Genomic DNA, 19,409 nt, shown 5'->3' with positions numbered 1-19,409 from the left:
TCCCCGGTGACCGCTATAAGCCGGGCGGAATGTCCGGCATGACGCGGCTACTCCGCGGGCGATGCCACTGCGTGCTCCTGTGCGCGGCCCTTCTCGTCCTTCTTGCGGCCCGGAAACAGGCGCTGCACCAACACATAAAGCACCGGCACGAAGAAGATGCCGAGCGCCGTCGCGGTGACCATACCGCCCGCAACGCCGATGCCGATGGCATTCTGGCTGGCCGAACCTGCGCCGGTCGCCATCGCCAGGGGCAGCACGCCGAGAACAAAGGCCAACGAAGTCATCAGGATCGGGCGCAGACGCTGCCTTGCTGCGTGCAACGTCGCCTCGACCAGCGACTTGCCCGCCGCTTGTTGCTCGATAGCAAACTCCACGATCAGAATCGCGTTTTTCGCGGACAGGCCTATCGTCGTGAGTAGACCGACCTGGAAATAGACATCGTTGGCCTGCCCGAACATCGTGGCCGCCGCCAGCGCTCCAAGGATGCCGATCGGCACGGACAGCATCACGGCGAAGGGGATCGACCAGCTCTCATAGAGGGCCGCGAGGCAGAGGAACACGATCAGAACCGAAATCGCATAGAGATAAAGCGTCTGGCTGCCGGTCAGCCGCTCCTGAAACGACAGTCCGGTCCATTCATGCGTATAGCCGGCCGGCAGTTTCTTCACCTGCTCATCGACCGCTGTCATCGCGGTGCCCGAACTGGTGCCGGGTGCCGCCTGTCCCTGGATCTGCACGGCTGCCACGCCATTGTAACGCTCGAGGCGCGGCGAGCCGTAGCTCCATCTCTCGCTCGCGAAAGCTGTGAACGGCACCATCGAGCCCGACCCGTTGCGCACATACCATCTTCCGATATCGGTCGTCCCCATCCGGAACGGCGCGTCGCCCTGCACGTAGACCTGTTTCACGCGGCCGCGGTCGATGAAGTCGTTGACATAAGAGCCGCCCCACGCCGCCGAGAGCGTCGTGTTGAGGTCGGTCAGGTTGATGCCAAGCGCCGTGGCTTTCGGCTGATCGATATCGAGATTGAATTGCGGCGTATCATCCTGTCCGTTCGGCCGCGACTGCGCGACACGCTTGTCGCCTGCAAGCTGTCCGAGCAATTGATTGCGGGTCTTTAGCAGCTCCTCGTGGCCGGCACCGCCGGAGTCCTGCAGATAGAAGTCGAAGCCACTGGCATTGCCGAAGCCCGGCAGCGACGGCGGCAACACGGTGAAGGCCATCGCGTCACGAATCTTCGAGAACACTGCCATTGCACGCCCGGCAATGGCCTGCGCCGACTTCGCGTGATCAGCACGTTCCGCAAACGGCTTCAGGCTGATGAATGCGAGACCGACATTCTGGCCTTGCCCGGCGAAGCTGAAGCCGCGCACCGCAAACACGCCCTGCACCGTATCCTTCTCATTCTCCATGAACTGGTGCTCGACCTGCTTGATCACGTCGAGCGTGCGGCCGGCGGTGGCGCCCACCGGCAGCTGGATCAGCGAGATGAGCGTGCCTTGGTCTTCGTCGGGAAGGAACGAGCTCGGCAACCGGACGAATAGCAGCACCATGCCGGCGACAACGGCGACGAAAGCGATCAAGGCAGCGGCGGGCCGCCGTACCACAGCGCCCGTGGTCTTTTCATAGCCACTCGCAGTGCGATCGAAAGTGCGATTGAACCAGCCGAAGAAACCGCGCTTCTGGCCATGACTCTTCTCGGGCTTTTTCAGAATCGTCGCGCACAACGCCGGCGTCAGGATCATCGCCACCAGCACCGATAGCACCATGGCCGACACGATGGTGAGCGCGAATTGGCGATAGATGATGCCGACAGAGCCGCTGAAAAAGGCCATCGGAATGAACACCGCTGACAGCACGACACCGATGCCGACCAGTGCACCGGTGATCTCGTGCATCGACTTCTCGGTCGCCTCGCGCGGCGACAGGCCCTCTTCCTCCATCACGCGCTCGACGTTCTCCACCACGACGATGGCGTCGTCGACAAGCAGGCCGATGGCGAGCACCATCGCGAACATGGTCAGCGTGTTGATGGAATATCCGGCAATCGACAGCACGCCGAAAGTGCCGAGCAGAACCACCGGCACGGCAATGGTCGGGATGATGGTCGCCCGCCAGCTCTGCAGGAATACAAACATCACGATGAAGACGAGCACGATCGCTTCGAACAGCGTGTGCACGACCTTCTCGATCGACAGTTTCACGAATGGCGTCGTGTCATAGGGATAGATCACCTTCAGCCCGGGCGGCATATTCACCGTGAGCTGATTGATGCGTGCCTTCACGCCCTCCGACGTCGCCACCGCATTGGCGCCGGTCGCCAGACTGATGCCCATACCCGCCGCCGGCTTGCCATTGTAGCGCGCCACGGCATCATAACTCTTGGAGCCGAGCTCAACCCGGGCGACGTCCTTGATACGGACTGTCTGGCCCGACGTGCTGGTCCGCAGTATGACGTCGTTGAATTGTTCGATCGTCTGCAACCGGCTCTGCGACGTGATCGTCGCATTGAGCTGCTGTCCATCGACTGCCGGGAGACCGCCGAGCTGGCCGGCTGTCACCTGAGTATTCTGTGCCTGAATGGCTGCAGTGACATCACCCGGCATCAGATTGTATTTCGCGAGCTTGTCGGCATCGAGCCAGATCCGCATGGCATATTCGGCGCCGAACAATTGCACCTGGCCCACACCGGAGACGCGGCTGATCGGCTCGTTGATCGAACTCGCCACATAATCCGCGATGTCGCTGGCGGTCATGCTGCCGTCTTCGGAGACGAAGCCGAGAACCATCAGGAAGCTCGACGACGACTTCACCACGCGCAGGCCCTGCTGCTGCACGACCTGCGGCAGAAGCGGCATCGCAAGCTGCAGCTTGTTCTGCACCTGCACCTGCGCGATGTCGGGATTGGCGTCGTTGCTGAAGGTGATCGAGATCTGCACGGTGCCGGTCGAGGTCGAGTAGGACGACATATATTGCAGATAGTCGACGCCAGTCATGTTCTGCTCGATGACCTTGGTCACCGAGTTCTCCGCCGTTTGCGCATTGGCGCCCGGATAGGTCGCGGAGATCGTGATCACCGTCGGTGCGATCTGCGGGTACTGGGCGATCGGCAGCCCGAGAATGGCCAGCAGGCCACCGAACATGATCAGGATCGCAAGGACCCAGGCAAAGATCGGCCGTTTGATGAAGAAATGCGACATGCCCGTTATTCCTTGCGGGCCGCGGGCGCAGCGTCGGGGCCCGCGTCAGCCTGCTTGCCGGGATTGAGGGTCAGGCCGGTGGCGGGATCGACGGTCACCTCGACAGTCCGGGCATTGGCGCCCGGCTTGACCTTCTGCAATCCGTCGATGATCACGCGATCGCCCGAGGCAGCGCCGCGTTCGACAAGCCAGTTGTTGCCGATCGCCTGAGCGACTTCGATAATGCGCTGCTCGACCTTGCCGTCCTTGTCGACGAACATGGCGGTCGCTTGCCCGAGCGGATTACGCGACACCGCACGCTGCGGGATCATGATCGCAGTGGGATCGACACCGGCTACAACGCGCGCACGCACATACATGCCAGGCAATAGCGCCCGGTTTGGATTTGCGAAGATGGCGCGGGTGCTGACCGAACCGGTCGCCTCATTCACGCTGGAATCGGTGAAGCTGTATTTGCCCTTCTGGTCGTAAGTCTTGCTGTTCTCCAGCAACAGCTCGATCTGGACTTGGCCATCCGGCTGCTTCAACCGGCCGCTCTGAAGCTGCGAGCGCAGCCGCTCCATTTCCGAGGTCGATTGATCGAGATCCACATAGATCGGATCGAGTTGCTGGATCGTAGTCAACGCACTGGCCTGGCTCGCGGTGACCAAGGCCCCCGGCGTGATCGACGACTTTCCGATGCGACCTGAGATCGAGGCGGTCACCTTCGTGCGGTCGAGCGCGATCGCTGCGGTATCACGATTGGCCTCGGCAGCCTTCAGATCGGCTTCGCCCTGCTTGAAGGTGGCGACGGCATCGTCGACATCCTGCTGACTGGCGGCATTGGTCTTGAGCAACTGCGTCTTGCGCTCGGCCTTGAGCCGCACGCTCACGAGATTGGCTTGCGCCTTCAGAACTGCAGCCTCCGCGCTTTCGAGCGCAGCCTGATATTGAACCGGGTCGATCTCATAGAGAAGATCGCCTGCTTTCACTTCCGAACCTTCGACAAAGTTTCGCTTCTGCAGGATTCCCGTAACCTGCGGCCGCACTTCCGAGACCTGATAGGCATTGACCCGGCCGGGAAGCACGGTGGAGACCGGCGCCTCCCGCGTCTTCAGAACCAGGACGCCAACTTCAGGCGCCGGCGGAGTCGCAGCTTCCTTCTTCGCTTCGCCACATCCCGCGAGCGCCAGCAGGCCAACCAGGGCGAAAGGGCGCACAAATCCAAGACTCATCATCAGTTCACCAATGCAAAACGGCGTCCGGCATCCACGCAAATCGCGGACGACGTCGCCGTTGGAAATATGTGGAAACTCTTCGGTTTCCGTACAGGAAACTTGGTAGTTTCCTTTCGGGAAGTCAAGCGCTATACTGCGTGGGAAGTCGCTGCTCAAGCGTTTGTGAGACGGCCTCGGTTAACAGGATCGATGCGCAATGGTTGCACCAGCAAGTGCGAGGAAGAATCGCGATGGCACTTTGTCGCAGGCAACGCGTCTGCCGCCGGCGAGTCCTGCCGCATCGAGCACTTCGGCTTCGCGGTCCGACGAACGCACCGAGCATCTGCTCACGGTCGCCAAAGCAACCTTCACGTTGAAGGGCTTCGCGGCGACCACCATGGATGACATCGCTGGCGCCGCCGGCATGTCGAAGAAAACGCTCTACAAGATGTTCGCCAGCAAGAGCGAGCTGTTCCGCGCGATGCTGCTGGGCAGCCTGCCGCAGGTTCGTTTCAGTCACGTAGAAACCAAGGGCACGCCGATCGACCGGTTAAGGTTATCCCTGAAGCACATCGTCGATATCGCGCTAGCACCCGACGAAATAGCACTGCATCGGCTGATCATCAGCGAGCGCCTGCTCTCCCCGGATATCGCCGGCATCTTCGCCGAGGTCATCTTCGAACTGGGCGCCAAGGACGTGGTAGAGGCCCTTAAGCGCGTGACGCTCCGGTCCGAGCTGCGCGATCAGCCCATCAAGCAGGTCTCCGAAATGCTGCTCGGAATCGTGTTCGCCAATGATCACTTCAGGCTGATGGCGGATAACAGCTATCGCCTCAACCGGCGCATGCTCAACACGCGGATCGAGTTGGCGATCGCGATGTTCTGCAAGCCTGCCTGATCAGGTATCCGATTTCTTAACCGATTGATCACCATAATCGGCCAAGCTGCGCCATTGCGCGGCATACCGCCGCGCGCGCTTGGACCGGATACGGCATGTTCCAGATGTTCCTGCGGGCCCGTGCCCGGAACTATCTTCGCAGCCTTGTCGGCGAGCGTGAGTTCAGGGCGCGTTCGGCTGAACGCGATGCCGAAACTGATCGCGAGCGGCTGGATTACGTCCTTTCGGCCCTCGATAGCGCACTCAGCAATGCCGAAGCCGAGCAGGCCGGCCTCACCCGCCGCGTCGACGATGTGCTGGCGCGCGCGGCTGTAACCTTCGGCAATGGGGACGATGAGTATCTGACCCGGGAGAAGCTCGACAGCGATCACCTGGACCTGTTCGAGACCGAAATTTCAAACGGCCAGCGCCGGTTGCGCGACCTTGCTGTCAGCATCTCGCACTTCAAGTTCCTGAAGACCGCCATGCTGTCGCGGTTTCCGGATTACAAAGGCCCCGCGTCGCGGGCGTCATCGTAACGGCAGATGCCTATTCGCTTCGGGCGGAATCCTTGGCATCGCTCCAACGCCGCTTGAAGCCCGCCGCATCCGGCGAACTGCCATCGCGATTGCGCCGCCGCTCACCGCTGAATGTCCGCATGTGGTCGTTCACAAATGACATCAGTTCGTTGCGGAAACGCTCAGCCGAGAATTTCTCGGCCTGCATCCGGCAGTCAGCACGCAAAAATGAGCTTTCATTCGCTACAAAGGCACGGACGCATTCCGCAATCGCCTTCGGCTCGTTGGAATCGAAAAACATGCCGGTGCGCAATTCCGGAGAGGCAGAGACCGTCTCGCGCGCGCCGCCGCGGCCGAACGCCAGAACCGGCGCACCTTCGGATTCCGCTTCGACAACGATGATCCCGAAGTCTTCCTCGGCGGCAAAGACGAAGGCACGCGCCGTCGCCATCAATTCGCGCAGCTTCTCATCACTGACGAAGCCGACGAATGTCACGTTCGGGCCGGCGATTGCCTTTAACCGCTCCGCATCCGGGCCGTCGCCTGCAACGATCAGCTTCTGATCCGGCAGTTCGGCAAAGGCCTGGATCACGGCTTCGATCTTCTTGTAGGGCACCAGACGACTTGCCGCGAGGAAGTGGTCTCCGGTAGGCAGATCAGGCGGCAGCTTCGACATGGTCACCGGCGGGTAGATGACCTTGGCGTCGCGGCCATAGACCTTCTTGATCCGCTTGGCGACGAAATTGGAATTCGCCAGCATGGCGTCCGGCCCATGGGCCGTACGCACGTCCCAGATCCGGATCCGGTGCAGCAGCGCCCGTGCCAACGCGCTCTTGATGCCAGCGGTGTAACCGCTTTCATTCAGATAAGCGTGCTGCAGATCCCACGCATAACGCATCGGCGAATGCACATAGGACACGTGAAGCTGGTTCGGGCCGGTGATCACGCCCTTGGCCACCGCATAGCTGCTGGAAATAACCAGGTCGTAACCTGACAGATCGAACTGCTCGATCGCGATCGGCATGAGTGGCAAATATGACCGATGACGTTTGCGGATGAACGGCATCTTCTGCAGGAAGCTGGTACGCGCCTTCTTAAAGCCAATCTTGGCGCGATCTTCCGGCGTCAGCACATCGAACAGCGTGAACACATCCGCTTCCGGATAGCACTGCAATATCTCGCGCAGCACCTGCTCGGCACCGCCCAGCGTGTAGAGCCAATCGTGGACGACAGCGACGCGCATAGGACCTCAACGGCGGAACGACGAATGTGGGCTGACCTGAAAATAGACCAATGCGCCCCTTCTACAATCCACTCCTACAACTTGCGTTAATTCGATTGCGAACTGTCGGTAAAAATTGAATCAATTCAGATGTGTTCTGATAACCTCTGGAAAATGCTACCGGGTTCGCGGACGCGGACGGCACCATATCCATCCAGGGCAGACGAGCGCGCATTCTGGCGCACCATCCGCGCCATTCAGCATAACGAGAGTTCTTGCGCATGATGACGTTACGCCAGGTTGAAGTGATCCGCGCCGTCATGGTGACGGGCACCATTGGCGGCGCTGCCAAACTCCTGAATGTGTCCGCGCCAGGCATCAGCCGCCTGGTCAAATACACCGAGAAGTCGCTCGGCATCCGCTTCTTCCAGCGTCAGAACGGACGCTACTTCCCGACGCCTGAAGCGCAGAATATTTTCGAGCAGATCAACGGTGTTTACAAGAAAGTCGACGATCTCACCGAGATCATCTCGAAGATCGGCCACGGAACACTGTCGGAATTGCGCATCGGATCGGTTCCCAGTATCTCGCAGGTGATGGTGCCACGTGCCATCGAGCAGGTGCGGCGGCGTTATCCCGGTCTGCGGATCGACATCAACATTCTCAAGCTTGAGGAGGCGATCGACTATCTGCTGCTCGGTCGCGGCGACTGCGTCGCCATGAGCTATCGGCTCGAACATCCCGGGCTCGACTTCATGCCGCTGGCGTCCGGCGAATTGTTCTGCATCGTGCCGGAGGGACACGAACTCGCAGGTCGCAAGCAGGTGTCGGCCAAGGAGATCATCCGGTATCCCCTCATCGGCATCGACCCCAACGACCCCTACGGTCGGATCATGGCCGAGATCTTCGCCCGCAATAAACTCAAATACGACATCACCATCCGGGCGAGATTTGGCACCACGGTCTGCGCCCTGGTGAAGGCAGGATTGGGCATCGCGGTCATCGACCAGTTCACGGTGGCCCATGGCGGCTATCCCGGCGTCGAGGTGATCCGCATCGTCGAGCCGACCCGGTTCGATACCTATGTCGCCGTGAAACGCGGCGCGCCGCTGTCACTGCATATCGAGCATTTTATCGACTGCCTGCGCACCGAGATGCGCGCAGTCGGCTCTCACAAAATTGCCGCAGCAAAGCCGGCCTCGCGCGTCCGTAAAAAATAACATCATGTTATGTTTGTTGTATAACGGGGTAATTGTGTTAGATCGCCGCCGCGCTATCTTCTGTCCTGTTTCTGATGATGATTGACAGTATTGGCCATCCGTTCATGACCTCTTCGACGCCCCATACCCCGGCGACGGGCCAACGTTTCCTCACCGGCCTGCTCGGCGCGCCGATCGCGCATTCAGCGTCACCGGCGATGCACGAGCGGGCCGCCGAGGCCATGGGCGCCCGCTGTCACTATCAGCTGATCGAAATCGCCGGTGCCGACCGCGGCGATTTGCGCGCCGTTCTGGACGGCGTCCGTCGCCTCGGTTTTGCCGGCATAAACGTGACCTTCCCCTATAAGGAAGCCGTGGTCGATCTGCTCGACGAGCTCTCGCCCGGGGCCGAGGCCATCGGCGCCGTCAACACGGTCGTGGTCCGCGACGGCAGGCTGACTGGCCACAACACCGACACCACGGGCTTTGCACGGGCCGCCAGGCAACTGGTCGCCAATTCCAACCACGGCCCGGTCGCGGTCATCGGCACCGGCGGCGTCGGCAAGGCCATCGCCTTTGCGCTGGCTGATCTCGGCGTTTCCGAGATCAGGATCTTCGATACGGACGCGGCCAAGGCCCGGCATCTCGTTTCGCTGCTCCATAACAAGCAAAGCATCCGCGTGGCGGACAGCGTCGATGACGCCGTTCGCGGCGCGGTCGGCATCGTCAACGGCACACCGATCGGCATGTTGCCCAACCGCGGCACGCCAGTGCCCGATGCGCTGCTGCATGCGGAAGCGTGGGTTGCGGATGCCGTGTATTCCCCGCTGTGGACGCCGCTGCTCAACGCGGCCAAGGCAAAAGGCGCGCCGGTCATGACCGGCCGCGATCTGGCGATCTACCAAGCCGCCGATGCCTTTGAGTTGTTTACAGGATTTGCGCCTTCACCGACTGAAATGGGAATTGCTTTCGACGCCGTCATGGTCAAAAGGTACCCGACACCAAACGCAGCCTGAATGAAGCGGCCGCTCATAAGGCCGCGCCCACAAACACAACAATAGCAACAGGAGGATTCCATGAAGCCAGTGTTTTTGGCGAGCGCCCTGCTCGCGACTGTATTGACCGGTGCTGCCATCGCGCAGTCCGGAGCCCCTATTAAACTCGCCAATGTCGCCGAATTGTCCGGCGGCGGCGCCACCGTCGGCACCAACTGGAAGAACGGCATCGATCTCGCGATCGAGGAGATCAACTCCAAGGGCGGCGTGCTCGGCCGCAAGCTGGAAGTGACCCACGCAGACTCGCAATCGAACCCCGGTGTCGCCCGCGCACAGGTTCAGAAGGCACTGGACGCCGAACCTTATGTGCTGCTCGGGCCCGGCTATTCCGGTTCGGTGAAGGTCACTGCGCCGCTCGCCGCCGAAGCCGGCATCGCGCAGATCATGGGCGGCGAAGCCGCTGAACTCACGACAGCCGGCAACAAGTTTCTGTTCCGGACGTCGTTTGGCCAGCAGTCGTCGATGCCCAAGGTCGCCAAATACATCAACGACGAATTGAAGGCGAAGTCGGTCGCCATCGTTTGGGTTAACAATGACTTCGGCAAGGGCGGGCGCGATTCCATCAGCAAGGAATTCGCCAAATACAATATCAAGGTCGCGGCCGATCTCTCCACCGAAGCCGGCCAGGCCGACTTCGCGGCCGATGTCAGCAAGATCAAGTCGGCAGCGCCGGATGCAGTCTTCGTTTACGTCAACGAAGAAGAGAGCGCGCGCATACTCAAGGAGCTGAAACGCCAGGGCATCAATGTGCCGCTAGTCGGCGAAACCACGCTGGTCGGACAGAAGGTCGTCGAACTCGCCGGCGACGCGGCCAATGGCGCGCGCGGCCATGTCGGCCTCACCACCGACGCGCCGGTCGAACTGATCAAGGCGTTCCGCGACAAGTTCGTGAAGAAGTACAACTACGTCCCAGACCATAACGGCCTCAAGGGCTGGCTCGCGATCTACATGATCAAGGCCACCACCGAGAAGATGGGCAAGGTCGATTCCAAGGGCTTCGCCGATGCCCTGCACGGCTTCACAATCACCGCCGCCAAGGAGCCGGGCATCCTGATGGACGCGACCTTCGACGCCAATGGCGACATCGATAGACAGGGTTTCCTCGTCGAGATCGTCGAGGGCAAGCAGGTCGTCAAGCAGGTGCTGCCAAAGCTCGGCAACTGAGGCCTCGCGTACTTAAGCTCTCCCCGCTTGCGGGGAGAGGTCGGAGCCGAGCGGAAGCGAGGCTTCGGGTGAGGGGGAGCGAGTGTTTTACTTGCAAGAACCCCTCACCCCAGCCCTCTCCCCGCAAGCGGGGCGAGGGAGCGCGCGGCCGGTGCTTTAGCTGCCGGCCATTTGGAGAACCACATGTCCAACCTTCTCGATCTCCTCATCGCAGGTCTTGCCACCGGGGCGATCTACGCCATCGTCGCCGTCGGCTTCACGCTGCTGTGGCAGACCTCGCAGACCATCAATTTCGCACAGGGCGAATTCGTCATGTTACCGGCCTTCCTGATGCTGGCGGTGATGCATGCTGGCGCACCGTTCTGGCTGGCGATCCTGATCGGCATTGCGCTATCGCTGCTGCTGCTCGGGCTTGGCTTCAAGATGCTGCTGGTCGATCCGATGCTACGCCATGGCGTGCTGCCGCTGGCGATTGCGACCATGGCCCTGGCCATCGGCATCAAGGAAGCCGCCAAGCAATTCTGGAGTGCCGAAGCCTCGCCATTTCCATCGATCATCCCGGGCGGTGACGTCACGATTTTCGGCCGCGTCGTCGCCTTGCAGAGCATTGGCGTGCTGGTGCTGGCGATTCTCGCCGTGCTCGGCCTGACAACGCTGCTGAACCGCACCTCCATCGGTCACCAGATGCAGGCTGCCGCGCAAAACCCTACCGTCGCGCGCATCATCGGCGTGCCCGTTGAACGCATGATCCTGCTGACCTTCCTGATCAACGCGTTTCTGGTCGCGCTGGCTTCACTCCTCATCACTCCGATCTATCTCGCTAAATTCTCCAACGGCGAAGTGCTTGGCCAGGCCGCATTCATCGCCGCCATTGTCGGCGGCTTCAACCAGGTCCGCGGCGCCATTGCCGGCGGCCTGCTGATCGGCGTCGTCGACAATCTGTCAGCCGCCTATGTCTCCACCCAGTATCGTGCCGCCGTGCCATTGGTTCTGCTGATCGCGATCATTCTGTTTCGGCCACAGGGCATGCTCGGCCGGCCCGAGGAGCGCACCGTATGACCGCGGCGAAGACCCTCAAGATCGGCTTCGGCATCGTTGTCATTGCCGCGCTGATCATCGTCCCGATGAATTTCAACCGCTACGGTCTGTTCATCCTGAGCCAGTGGGCGGTGATGACCATCGCCGCCATGGGGCTTAACCTCACGCTCGGCTATGCCGGGCAGGTTTCGCTGGCGCAGGGCGCCTTTGTCGGCATCGGCGCTTATACGGCTGCGATCATGACATCGAATGGTCTGCCGCTCATCGGAGCGCTCGGCGTTGCCATCGTGCTGTGCTTCGCCATCGGCTGGATTCTCGGTTACCCCGCGCTCCGTGTACAGCATCACTATCTGGCTTTTGTCACCCTCGCCTTTTCGACGCTCGCTTTTCTCGTGTTTCGGAACGAGGATTGGCTGACCAAGGGCATCTACGGCATCAGCAACATCCCTCGCCCGGAGATTTTCGGCTATCCGACGCGGCGGCCGTTGCCGTTCTATTATGTCTGTCTGGGATCGCTCGGCATCGTCTCACTGGCCGTCTGGTGGCTGATCCGTTCGCCGTGGGGCCGCGCTTTCATTGCGCTGCGCGAAAATCCCGTTCGTGCGCTCTCGCTCGGCATCGACACAAGGCGCTATACGCTGATGGCCTTTGCGATCGGCTCCGCGCTCGGCGGTGTCGCCGGCACGCTCTATGCGCCGTTGACCCAATATGTCGATCCCGTACCGTTCCACCTGTCGCTGTCGCTCGATCTCTTGATGATGGTGATCGTCGGCGGCTCCGGCTTCTTCTTCGGGCCGTTCCTTGGCGCGATGATCGCCGTGCTGTTGCCTGAATGGCTGCGCTTCACGCAGGGTTACTATCTGATGCTCTATGCCATCGCAGTGATCCTGCTGCTGATCTACTCACCCACCGGTATTCTCGGCATTCTCGATCGTTACATCTCCGAACGCCGCACCAAGGCAGCGTCCGCATTACGTGCGGTCGCCAAAGCGAAACTGGAAACAGCGCCATGACCGCGGTTCTCGAAGTCAGCAATATCCGCAAGAGCTTTGGCGGCATCACCGCCGTCAACGGCGTCTCGTTCGATGTGCAGGAAGGCGAAATCCTCGGCCTGATCGGGCCGAACGGCTGCGGCAAGTCCACTTTGTTCAACTGCATCCTCGGCCAGCTCACGCCAAGCGCCGGCGAAGTGAAGGTCGACGGCAAGGTGGTCACCGGCATGCGGCCGTCAGAGCTGAACGGCCTCGGTGTCAGCCGCACGTTTCAATTGCTGCAGGTATTCCCGAAGCTGTCGGTGCGCGAAAACCTGATCCTTGCCGGTCAGGAGCACCAGGGTAACATGTTCTCGCGCCTGCTCGGCCCATCCGATGCCGGACTGACCGAGGCGGCCAACCAGATGATCGGCTTCTTCAAGCTCGACCATCTCGCCGACGAGCCCGCCGGCGGCCTCTCTTATGGCCAGCAGAAACTGCTCGATGCCGCGATGGCCTTCATGGGCGGACCGCGCCTCGTGCTGCTCGACGAGCCTGCCGGCGGCGTCAACCTGACCATGCTCGCGGATCTCAAGGATCGCCTCGCGGCGATCAACCGGGAGAAGCGCGCCACTTTCGTTGTCATCGAGCACAACATGGAATTCGTGATGTCGCTCTGCACACGCGTGATGGTGATGGCCGAAGGCAAGGTTCTTGCGGTGGGGCGACCGGACGAAATCCGCGCCAATCCTGCCGTGATCGAAGCCTATTTGGGACATTGAGGATATAACGCTATGAGCGATGCAATCCTGGACGTTCAGAACCTTGTCGGCGGCTACGGCAAGATGACGATCTTGAATGGCACCACCTTCTCGGTGCCGGGTGGGTCGATCACCACCGTCATCGGGCCAAACGGCGCCGGCAAGTCCACGGTGTTCAAGGCGATCTTCGGTCTGCTGAAGTTGCGCGAAGGTAAAGTCATATTCAAAGGCAAGGATGTCACCGGTCTCAGCCAGCGCGCACTGCTGACGGCAGGCATCTGCTATGTCCCGCAGGGCCGCAACATCTTCCCGGAACTCACGGTCCGTCACAATATCGAGCTTGGTGCCGTCGCCGCCGGCCGCGACATCACCGATCTGCCGGCTCGTATCGAGGCCGCTCTCGATAAATTCCCCGTGCTGCGCACCAAGGCGAAGCAACAGGCCTCGACGCTATCCGGCGGCGAGCAGAAGCAGCTCGAAATCGCTCGCGGCCTGCTGCTCAATCCACAGCTGGTGCTGATCGATGAACCTTCCATTGGGCTGTCGCCGCTGATGGTGCTGCAGACCTTCAACATCCTGAAGGAGTTGCGTGACCGCGGCGTCTCGATCCTGATGATCGAGCAGAATGCACGCTCGGCCCTGGAGATTTCCGATTTCGGCATCGTGCTCGAACTCGGCCAGACCCGCTTGATGGACAAGGCCGACCGTGTGCTCAACGATCCGCGCATCGGACAGTTGTTCCTCGGCGGCGCCATGACGGAGACCGCGGCATGAACACGATGCAGATCGGCGTGGCGGGCGCAGGCGCGATCGGCCGCAGGCATGTCCAGCTGATCGAGGCCTCAAGGGATTGCGTCGTCGCGGGGATCGCCGACCCCTCGCCCGAAGCGAAAGCATTCGCGTCGGCGCGCGGCATCGACTGGTATGCCGACCATCGCGAACTGCTTGAAGAAGCGCAGCCCGACGGCCTGATTGTCGCTTCCCCGAACGCGCTGCATCTGGCGATGGCGCTGGACTGCATCGAACACGGCATCCCGGCGCTGGTGGAAAAGCCGGTCACCGACACCGTGATGGCCGCGCAGGAGTTGCTTCGGGCTACCAAGCGTTCCGGCGTACCGGTGCTGGTCGGCCATCATCGCCGTCACAATCCACGCATCAAGGCGATACGTGACGCGATTGCTGCCGGGCAGATCGGTCAACTCACCGCCGTGGTCGGGCTGTGGCTGCTGAAGAAGCCTGACGATTATTTCGACGTCGCATGGCGACGCGAGCCGGGTGGCGGTCCGGTCCTGATCAACCTGGTGCATGACCTCGACAATCTACGCTTCATCTGCGGCGAGATCGTCCACGTGCAGGCGCTGACCTCGAACAAAGCGCGCGGCTTCGCGGTCGAAGATACTGCGGCGCTGCTGCGATTCGCCAATGGCGCGCTCGGCACGGTGACGGTGTCCGATGCCACACCGGCGCCATGGAGCTGGGAATTGTCGTCCGGCGAAAACACCGCCTACGCCCGCGAAAACCAGCCCTGCTATCTGTTTGCCGGCACGAAGGGCTCGCTCTCCGTGCCGACCATGGAGCTGTGGTCCTATCCCGATGCCAGCGGCTGGTTCACGCCGCTCGCCCGCACCGATCTTGTCGCGGCGAATGACGATCCGCTGGCCGAACAGCTCCGGCATTTCCTCGCCGTCATCGCCCGTCGCGAAGCGCCCTTTATTACTGTCGAGGATGCCATGGGTACGCTCGCTGTTGTTGAAGCCGTACAGCAAGCAGCGCGCACCGGCATGTGCGTCTCGCCCGGCCAGATCGTGGAGCAGGCTGCATGACCAAGCTCTCAATCGCCACCGTCTCGCTATCAGGCGCACTGGACGAAAAACTCCGCGCCATCGCTGCTGCCGGCTTCGACGAGGTCGAGATCTTTGAAGCGGACCTTCTGTCCTTCAATGGAAGCCCAAGGGACGTCGGCCAGATGTGCCGCGATCTCGGCCTGACCATCTGCGCCTTCCAGCCGTTCCGCGACTTCGAGGGCATGCCGGAGCCGCAGCGCAGCCGCAACTTCGCGCGCGCGGCGCGCAAGTTCGACCTGATGAAAGAGTTGCAGACGGACTTGATGCTGATCTGCAGCAACATCTCGCCGGCCTCGCTTGGCGGTATCGACCGAGCCGCAGCGGATTTTCGCGAGCTTGGGGACCTCGCCGCGAAGCATGGCATGCGTGTCGGCTTCGAAGCGCTCGCATGGGGCGCTCATGTCAACGACTATCGCGATGCCTGGGAGATCGTGCGCCGCGCCAATCACCCGTCCATCGGCGTGATCCTCGACAGCTTCCATGCACTGGCTCCGGCATTTCCCGTCAGCGCCATTGCATCCATCCCGGCCGATAAAATCTTTCTGGTGCAACTCGCCGACGCGCCGAAGCTGGGCCTCGATGTCTTGTCCTGGAGCCGGCACTTCCGCTGCTTCCCCGGTCAGGGCGACCTGCCCGTGGCTGAGTTCATGGAAGCGGTGCAAGCCACCGGCTATAGCGGCGCGTGGTCGCTCGAGATTTTCAACGATCAGTTCCGCGCAGGCTCTGCCGTTCGCACCGCCACTGACGGATTGCGCTCGCTGATCCTGTTGCAGGATCAACTGGCAAAGACACCCGCCGACGCCCTGCAGCCAAAGACATCCACCCGCGGCGTCGGCTTCATCGAATTCGCTGTCAACGAGACCAAGGCCGCGGACCTCGCAACGCTGCTTGGCCAGCTCGGGTTTCGCAAGACCGGCGCTCATCGCAGCAAGGACGTCGAACGCTGGTCGCAGGGCACCATCGAACTCGTGATCAATTCAGAGCCGGACGGTTTCGCGCATTCGCATTACGTGACGCATGGCCCCGGCGTGTGCGCCATCGCACTGCACGTCGGCAATACCAAGCAGGCCATGGCGCGCGCTGAAGCGTTGCAGGCGCGGACATTCTATCAGCCAGTCGGACCGGGCGAACTGGAAATCCCGGCGATCCACGGCGTCGGCGGAAGTCTTCTCTATTTCCTGGAAGCGGCCGGCAAGAACTGGGACGTAGATTTCGAGCCGCTGCAGAGCAATGCCGGTACAGACCATCTCTCCGTCGTCGATCACATCTCGCAATCGATGCCCTATGACGAGATGCTGTCGTGGCTTCTGTTTTACACGGGCATTCTCGACCTGCAGCGCCTGCCGCAGATGGAAATTCCTGACCCGGTCGGCCTCGTGCAAAGCCAGGCGCTGATATCAGCCAATCAGTCGCTGCGCGTCATCCTGAACGGATCATCCGCAACGCGTACGCTGTCGAACCGCTTCATCTCGGAGTTCTTCGGTTCCGGCGTGCAACATATCGCGTTCTTGTGCGACAATATCTTTGCTGCTGTGGCCGATATGCGCAAACGCGGCGCCAAATTCCTGCGCATTCCCGACAATTATTACGATGACGTGGAAGCCAAATATGGGCTCGATGCCGAGCTGATGGCTGCGCTACGCGACAACCAGATCCTGTATGATCGCGAAGGCGACGGCGAATTCTTCCAGATCTACACGCCGAGCTTCGATGAGCGCTTCTTCTTCGAGATTGTCGAGCGCCGCAACTATCAGGGATTTGGTGCGGCCAATGCAGGCATCCGGCTCGCCGCGCAAACGCGTGACGCGCGGCCTGTTTCGATGCCGCGCGCCTGACGAACTCGTTAAGGCTTACTTCGGCCGAACGCTTTGATCGCCACCGGGACTGCCGGGCGGGGGAATCACCGGCGTATTGCTACTATCTGAATTCGGCGCGCGTGCCCGCATCGCGGGATCGACATTGCTCGGCGGACACAAAACGCCATCCGATTTTGCGAGCTTGTCGCCCAACGGCTCCGGGCTCTGGCCGGTCGTCGTACCGCTCGGAGCAATCGTCCCCTGCGGGGTCGTTTGTGTCGGCGCACAATTGGCATTTGTACGCTCGGCCGCCGGTGGCGCGGTCTGTGCGGGAGGCGTGGCAGGCGTCGGCGGCGCCTGCGCGAAGGCAGCGCTGGAACCGGCGACGACAAGAGCTGCGATGACAAGCGACTGTTTGATCTGCATCCGGAGCAAACCGCGGGCGCGAATGGAGGTTCCGGCCTCGCGCTGCAACAGTCAGGATTTAATGTAGCGGATCAGCGAAAAATGCCCCATCGGCGGCATCGGCCGCCGCTCGGCCAGTGTGATCCCGCCGTGGACCGTTGCCCAGTCCACCAGCCGCTTCCACGGAAATTCCGGTCGCCAGCCGAGCCGGCGGGCCAGCGGCGCAAAGGCCAGTTCGAAAATCTTGCGCGGACCGCTTTCGGCGCCGATGTGATTGACGAGAATGAGCTCGCCGCCTGGTTTCAACACACGGATGAAATCGTCCAGCGTCGCTTCCGGATCGGGTACGGCAGTGATGACATATTGCGCCACGACGGCATCGAAATGATTGTCGGGAAATGCGAGGTTCTTCGCATCCATGACCGCCAGCGTTTCGACATTGGTGAGATTGTGGGTGCGGACGCGCTCATGCGCCTTGCGCAGCATCGGCTCGGAAATATCGACGCCGCAAATCTTCGTGGTGCGGGCGTAATCGACCAGCGACAGACCCGTGCCGACGCCGACATCAAGGATGCGGCCGCCGATGCGATCGGCCTCGATAATCGTCGATTGCCGACCGCTATCGAACACCTTGCCAAAAACGAGATCGTAAATCGGCGCCCAGCGCCCGTAAGCCTTCGCGACCCCCGCGCGGTCGATATCGCCAGCCATGCCCCTACCCTGAACTCTTACACACGCATCGCTGCGACGGCGGGGACATTAGCATCGCGGGGGGAGGTGCTGACAGGGCTTTTCGCCGCAGCGCTCTTGATGAAGCCGCCGCCGAGCACGCGGGCCTGACCGTCCGGCGCGTCGTAGAACACACAGGCCTGACCGGGCGACACGCCCTCCTCGCCGCCGACCAGTTCGATCTCGTAGCCGCCATTCACAGCACGCAACCAGGCCGGCTGTGGTCCACGGGTCGAGCGCACCTTGACGAACAGCTCGAGGCCATTGCCAACAGCGCTATCGAGCGTCCCGCCGCCGATCCAGTTAACGTCGCGCAGCACAATGCGGTGCATCCGCAAGGCCTCGCGCGGGCCGACGACCACGCGCCGGGTGACGGCGTCGAGTTTGATCACATAGAGCGGCGCGCTCGCTGCAATACCGAGGCCGCGGCGTTGACCGATGGTGAAGTGGATAATGCCGTCGTGGCGGCCGATGACATGGCCATCCATATCGACGATCTCGCCCGGTTCAAGCGCATTCGGCTTCAGACGCTCAATCACGTCGGTGTAGCGGCCGGACGGCACGAAGCAGATGTCCTGGCTGTCCTGCTTGTCGGCGACCGACAGATCGAACTGCCGAGCCAATTCGCGGGTCTGCGGCTTGCTCATGTCGCCGAGCGGAAAGCGAAGATAATCGAGCTGATCCTGCGTGGTGGCGAACAGGAAATAGCTCTGGTCGCGATCGGCATCGGCAGCGCAGACCATGGCGCGCGAGCCGTCAGCAAGGCGGCGTGAGGCCACGTAATGCCCGGTCGCCAGCGCCTGTGCGCCGAGATCGCGCGCGGTCGCCAGCAGGTCGCGGAACTTGACGGAACGATTGCACTCGATGCACGGCACCGGCGTTTCGCCGGAGGCATAGCTCGCGGCGAAATTGTCGATGACGGACTCGCGGAACCGGCTTTCGTAATCCAGCACATAATGCGGGATCCCGATCCGCTCGGCGACGTCGCGGGCATCATGGATGTCACGGCCGGCGCAGCAGGCGCCCTTGCGATGGGTGGCGGCGCCGTGATCGTAGAGTTGTAGCGTAATACCGACGACGTCGTAGCCCTGCGACTTCAACAGCGCAGCCGTCGCCGAGGAGTCGACGCCGCCGGACATGGCGACCACGACCCTGGTGTCCTGCGGACGGCCTTCGAGATCGAGACTGTTGAGCATGGTTTCGGTCACTGATGCGACCGCGCTGGCTGCAAACCGTCGCGATCAGGAAAACGGAGCCAAATCCCGGAACTTAAGGTCGGTCCGACAATGGGTTGGGATATGGCACTTTAATATAGGCCGCCTTGCGCTCAATCAATCACGGCGCCTCGCCGGAAACGGCAATTCTTGCCGCCGGGCAGAAAAGATAATGCCGCGACGGTCCCCACGGAGGTTCCACCCGAATTACAACATACTG

General features: G+C 61.6%; 17 protein-coding genes. 11 read left to right on the top strand and 6 right to left on the bottom strand.

Annotation, left to right across the window (positions count from 1 at the left end; genetic code table 11):
• Nucleotides 1-47 precede the first annotated feature (47 nt).
• Both AB8A50_RS26505 and AB8A50_RS26500 read right to left on the bottom strand, forming a co-directional pair.
• Complete coding sequence (locus AB8A50_RS26505; protein ID WP_439079463.1) at nt 48-3,200, bottom strand: efflux RND transporter permease subunit; 3,153 nt, start codon at nt 3,198-3,200, stop codon at nt 48-50.
• Between the two features lie 5 nt (nt 3,201-3,205).
• Nucleotides 3,206-4,414 (bottom strand): efflux RND transporter periplasmic adaptor subunit, encoded by a 1,209-nt coding sequence (locus tag AB8A50_RS26500; RefSeq protein WP_439079462.1) that lies wholly within the window; start codon nt 4,412-4,414, stop codon nt 3,206-3,208.
• Between the two features lie 199 nt (nt 4,415-4,613).
• On the opposite strand from AB8A50_RS26500, the gene AB8A50_RS26495 reads away from it, so the two are divergent.
• Together AB8A50_RS26495 and AB8A50_RS26490 are read left to right on the top strand one after the other, a co-directional pair.
• The gene (locus AB8A50_RS26495; protein ID WP_439079461.1) at nt 4,614-5,294 is read left to right on the top strand and encodes a TetR/AcrR family transcriptional regulator; all 681 of its coding nucleotides are present in this window, start codon (nt 4,614-4,616) and stop codon (nt 5,292-5,294) included.
• Nucleotides 5,295-5,389: 95 nt separating this feature from the next.
• Nucleotides 5,390-5,812, top strand: coding sequence for a hypothetical protein (locus AB8A50_RS26490; RefSeq protein WP_439079460.1), 423 nt, complete (start codon nt 5,390-5,392; stop codon nt 5,810-5,812).
• A 10-nt stretch (nt 5,813-5,822) separates the two neighbouring features.
• On the opposite strand, the gene AB8A50_RS26485 is transcribed toward AB8A50_RS26490, so the two are convergent.
• Nucleotides 5,823-7,034 (bottom strand): glycosyltransferase, encoded by a 1,212-nt coding sequence (locus tag AB8A50_RS26485; RefSeq protein ID WP_439079459.1) that lies wholly within the window; start codon nt 7,032-7,034, stop codon nt 5,823-5,825.
• Nucleotides 7,035-7,294: 260 nt separating this feature from the next.
• On the opposite strand from AB8A50_RS26485, the gene AB8A50_RS26480 reads away from it, so the two are divergent.
• The 9 genes from AB8A50_RS26480 to AB8A50_RS26440 all read left to right on the top strand — a co-directional run bounded on the left by AB8A50_RS26480 (nt 7,295) and on the right by AB8A50_RS26440 (nt 16,880).
• On the top strand, nt 7,295-8,233 hold the full coding sequence (locus tag AB8A50_RS26480) for a LysR family transcriptional regulator (protein ID WP_068733475.1): 939 nt from the start codon (nt 7,295-7,297) through the stop codon (nt 8,231-8,233).
• A gap of 104 nt (nt 8,234-8,337) precedes the next feature.
• Complete coding sequence (locus tag AB8A50_RS26475; RefSeq protein WP_439062249.1) at nt 8,338-9,228, top strand: shikimate dehydrogenase; 891 nt, start codon at nt 8,338-8,340, stop codon at nt 9,226-9,228.
• A gap of 60 nt (nt 9,229-9,288) precedes the next feature.
• Nucleotides 9,289-10,431: an ABC transporter substrate-binding protein gene (locus tag AB8A50_RS26470; protein WP_439079458.1), complete on the top strand. Its 1,143-nt coding sequence runs from the start codon at nt 9,289-9,291 to the stop codon at nt 10,429-10,431.
• Between the two features lie 183 nt (nt 10,432-10,614).
• Nucleotides 10,615-11,490, top strand: a complete 876-nt coding sequence (locus tag AB8A50_RS26465) for a branched-chain amino acid ABC transporter permease (protein ID WP_093759434.1) — start codon at nt 10,615-10,617, stop codon at nt 11,488-11,490.
• Nucleotides 11,487-12,482 carry a branched-chain amino acid ABC transporter permease gene (locus tag AB8A50_RS26460; RefSeq protein ID WP_089262043.1) on the top strand — a complete coding sequence of 332 codons (996 nt, stop codon included), beginning with the start codon at nt 11,487-11,489 and terminating at the stop codon, nt 12,480-12,482. Before AB8A50_RS26465 ends, AB8A50_RS26460 begins: the two co-directional genes overlap by 4 nt.
• Nucleotides 12,479-13,222: an ABC transporter ATP-binding protein gene (locus AB8A50_RS26455; protein WP_439057239.1), complete on the top strand. Its 744-nt coding sequence runs from the start codon at nt 12,479-12,481 to the stop codon at nt 13,220-13,222. The genes AB8A50_RS26460 and AB8A50_RS26455 overlap by 4 nt, the downstream gene beginning before the upstream one ends.
• Before the next feature lie 12 nt (nt 13,223-13,234).
• Nucleotides 13,235-13,975, top strand: a complete 741-nt coding sequence (locus AB8A50_RS26450) for an ABC transporter ATP-binding protein (RefSeq protein WP_439057238.1) — start codon at nt 13,235-13,237, stop codon at nt 13,973-13,975.
• Nucleotides 13,972-15,024 (top strand): Gfo/Idh/MocA family protein, encoded by a 1,053-nt coding sequence (locus tag AB8A50_RS26445; protein WP_439079457.1) that lies wholly within the window; start codon nt 13,972-13,974, stop codon nt 15,022-15,024. The genes AB8A50_RS26450 and AB8A50_RS26445 overlap by 4 nt, the downstream gene beginning before the upstream one ends.
• Complete coding sequence (locus AB8A50_RS26440) at nt 15,021-16,880, top strand: bifunctional sugar phosphate isomerase/epimerase/4-hydroxyphenylpyruvate dioxygenase family protein (RefSeq protein ID WP_439079456.1); 1,860 nt, start codon at nt 15,021-15,023, stop codon at nt 16,878-16,880. The genes AB8A50_RS26445 and AB8A50_RS26440 overlap by 4 nt, the downstream gene beginning before the upstream one ends.
• 15 nt (nt 16,881-16,895) lie before the next feature.
• On the opposite strand, the gene AB8A50_RS26435 is transcribed toward AB8A50_RS26440, so the two are convergent.
• From AB8A50_RS26435 to mnmA, 3 genes are read right to left on the bottom strand one after another with little or no spacing between them, the layout of a single operon-like run.
• Complete coding sequence (locus tag AB8A50_RS26435) at nt 16,896-17,267, bottom strand: hypothetical protein (RefSeq protein ID WP_439079455.1); 372 nt, start codon at nt 17,265-17,267, stop codon at nt 16,896-16,898.
• 51 nt (nt 17,268-17,318) lie between these two features.
• Nucleotides 17,319-17,957 carry a class I SAM-dependent methyltransferase gene (locus AB8A50_RS26430; protein ID WP_089262053.1) on the bottom strand — a complete coding sequence of 213 codons (639 nt, stop codon included), beginning with the start codon at nt 17,955-17,957 and terminating at the stop codon, nt 17,319-17,321.
• Between the two features lie 17 nt (nt 17,958-17,974).
• Nucleotides 17,975-19,171, bottom strand: coding sequence for a tRNA 2-thiouridine(34) synthase MnmA (mnmA, locus tag AB8A50_RS26425; protein ID WP_439080038.1), 1,197 nt, complete (start codon nt 19,169-19,171; stop codon nt 17,975-17,977).
• Between the last annotated feature and the right edge of the window lie 238 nt (nt 19,172-19,409).

This window comes from Tardiphaga sp. 841_E9_N1_2, assembly GCF_051811065.1.
GTDB lineage: Bacteria > Pseudomonadota > Alphaproteobacteria > Rhizobiales > Xanthobacteraceae > Tardiphaga > Tardiphaga robiniae.
The sequence above is the reverse complement of the archived record's forward strand: the minus strand, read 5'-3'. Positions and strand labels throughout refer to the sequence as shown.

Bases quoted from the DNA above. Each gene is read 5' to 3' on its own strand.
- AB8A50_RS26505 (WP_439079463.1), bottom strand. From the start codon at position 3,200: ATGTCGCATTTCTTCATCAAACGGCCGATCTTTGCCTGGGTCCTTGCG.
- AB8A50_RS26500 (WP_439079462.1), bottom strand. From the start codon at position 4,414: ATGAGTCTTGGATTTGTGCGCCCTTTCGCCCTGGTTGGCCTGCTGGCG.
- AB8A50_RS26495 (WP_439079461.1), top strand. From the start codon at position 4,614: ATGGTTGCACCAGCAAGTGCGAGGAAGAATCGCGATGGCACTTTGTCG.
- AB8A50_RS26490 (WP_439079460.1), top strand. From the start codon at position 5,390: ATGTTCCAGATGTTCCTGCGGGCCCGTGCCCGGAACTATCTTCGCAGC.
- AB8A50_RS26485 (WP_439079459.1), bottom strand. From the start codon at position 7,034: ATGCGCGTCGCTGTCGTCCACGATTGGCTCTACACGCTGGGCGGTGCC.
- AB8A50_RS26480 (WP_068733475.1), top strand. From the start codon at position 7,295: ATGATGACGTTACGCCAGGTTGAAGTGATCCGCGCCGTCATGGTGACG.
- AB8A50_RS26475 (WP_439062249.1), top strand. From the start codon at position 8,338: ATGACCTCTTCGACGCCCCATACCCCGGCGACGGGCCAACGTTTCCTC.
- AB8A50_RS26470 (WP_439079458.1), top strand. From the start codon at position 9,289: ATGAAGCCAGTGTTTTTGGCGAGCGCCCTGCTCGCGACTGTATTGACC.
- AB8A50_RS26465 (WP_093759434.1), top strand. From the start codon at position 10,615: ATGTCCAACCTTCTCGATCTCCTCATCGCAGGTCTTGCCACCGGGGCG.
- AB8A50_RS26460 (WP_089262043.1), top strand. From the start codon at position 11,487: ATGACCGCGGCGAAGACCCTCAAGATCGGCTTCGGCATCGTTGTCATT.
- AB8A50_RS26455 (WP_439057239.1), top strand. From the start codon at position 12,479: ATGACCGCGGTTCTCGAAGTCAGCAATATCCGCAAGAGCTTTGGCGGC.
- AB8A50_RS26450 (WP_439057238.1), top strand. From the start codon at position 13,235: ATGAGCGATGCAATCCTGGACGTTCAGAACCTTGTCGGCGGCTACGGC.
- AB8A50_RS26445 (WP_439079457.1), top strand. From the start codon at position 13,972: ATGAACACGATGCAGATCGGCGTGGCGGGCGCAGGCGCGATCGGCCGC.
- AB8A50_RS26440 (WP_439079456.1), top strand. From the start codon at position 15,021: ATGACCAAGCTCTCAATCGCCACCGTCTCGCTATCAGGCGCACTGGAC.
- AB8A50_RS26435 (WP_439079455.1), bottom strand. From the start codon at position 17,267: ATGCAGATCAAACAGTCGCTTGTCATCGCAGCTCTTGTCGTCGCCGGT.
- AB8A50_RS26430 (WP_089262053.1), bottom strand. From the start codon at position 17,957: ATGGCTGGCGATATCGACCGCGCGGGGGTCGCGAAGGCTTACGGGCGC.
- mnmA (WP_439080038.1), bottom strand. From the start codon at position 19,171: ATGCTCAACAGTCTCGATCTCGAAGGCCGTCCGCAGGACACCAGGGTC.